This is a genomic window from Vibrio sp. 1167 (assembly GCF_033340375.1).
GTDB classification, from domain to species: Bacteria; Pseudomonadota; Gammaproteobacteria; order Enterobacterales; family Vibrionaceae; genus Vibrio; species Vibrio alginolyticus.
The window spans coordinates 1-1,022 of record NZ_JAWOWK010000134.1; the positions used below are offsets into that span (position 1 = coordinate 1).

1 protein-coding gene and 1 pseudogene are annotated in these 1,022 nt (G+C 44.3%); both read left to right on the forward strand.

Going from position 1 to position 1,022, the window contains the following annotated elements; genetic code table 11:
* Positions 1-322 (forward strand): annotated as a pseudogene (locus R7Z78_RS24890) (FAD-dependent oxidoreductase); the annotation flags it as partial.
* Position 323: 1 nt separating this feature from the next.
* Positions 324-1,022, forward strand: a 699-nt coding sequence (locus tag R7Z78_RS24895) for a DUF1365 domain-containing protein (protein ID WP_169643706.1), incomplete at its 3' end; no start/stop codon positions are given.

A 1,022-nucleotide genomic window follows, 5' to 3' on the forward strand; every position in this document is an offset into this window, starting at 1 on the left:
CCTAACGTACAACATGAATATTTTGCAGCATATCGACTCTTCACACACATTCTGCGTCACCTTAAACCGTACTGAAGATATCGACGAGAACAAGATTCTGCGTCAGTTCACCTACCATCACCCTGTCTTTACGATGGAGTCTATCGCTGCCCAGCAACGCAAAGAAGAAATACAAGGAGCTCAACATACGTGGTTTTGTGGCGCTTATTGGTACAACGGATTCCATGAAGATGGCGTGCGCAGTGCTTTGGATGTTGTGAAAGGAATTTGCGCTAAACATCACGAGAAAAACGACACACTTTATGAACAAGGTGCCGCGTAATATGAGTATCCCTTCTCACAGCCAGTTATTTATAGGCAATGTAAGGCATCGTCGTTTTACGCCCGTTAAGCACGAGCTGAATTACTCAATGTTTATGCCAGCGATTGATTTGGATGAAATTGGCGTACTTGAGAAAAAAGTTTGGGGCTTTGGGACTCGCTGGTGGCATTGGGCTCGATTCAAACGTGATGATTACCTCGGTGAAGGGAGTTTGAAAAAAGCGGTGCAAGATAAAGTCGCAGAACTTACGGGCGTACGTTGCAGCGGCAAAGTACTGGCTGTCTGTCATTTGCGTTATCTCGGGCTCTACTTTAGTCCAGTGAATTTTTACTACCTGTATGACCAAAAAGGTGAATGGCAATATCTTCTCGCCGAAGTCAGCAATACACCTTGGAATGAGCGCCATTATTACGCGATAGCGGCTGACCCAAAGGATGAAGATTTTGGTTGGGAGCAAGACAAAGCATTCCACGTGTCACCGTTCAACCCGATAGACCAATTGTACCGCTGGAAAATAAAGCCGCTTACAGGCAAGTTAAATATCCATCTTGAATGCCATAAAGGTGAAAAACACTTCGACGCCACAATGGCTATGAAAGCACAGCCATTTTCCAGTGCTTCTTTATTAAAGTGCTTGATCAGAACACCAATTCAAACACTAAAAGAGATCGTTGGAATCTACTGGCATGCATTGAAGTTA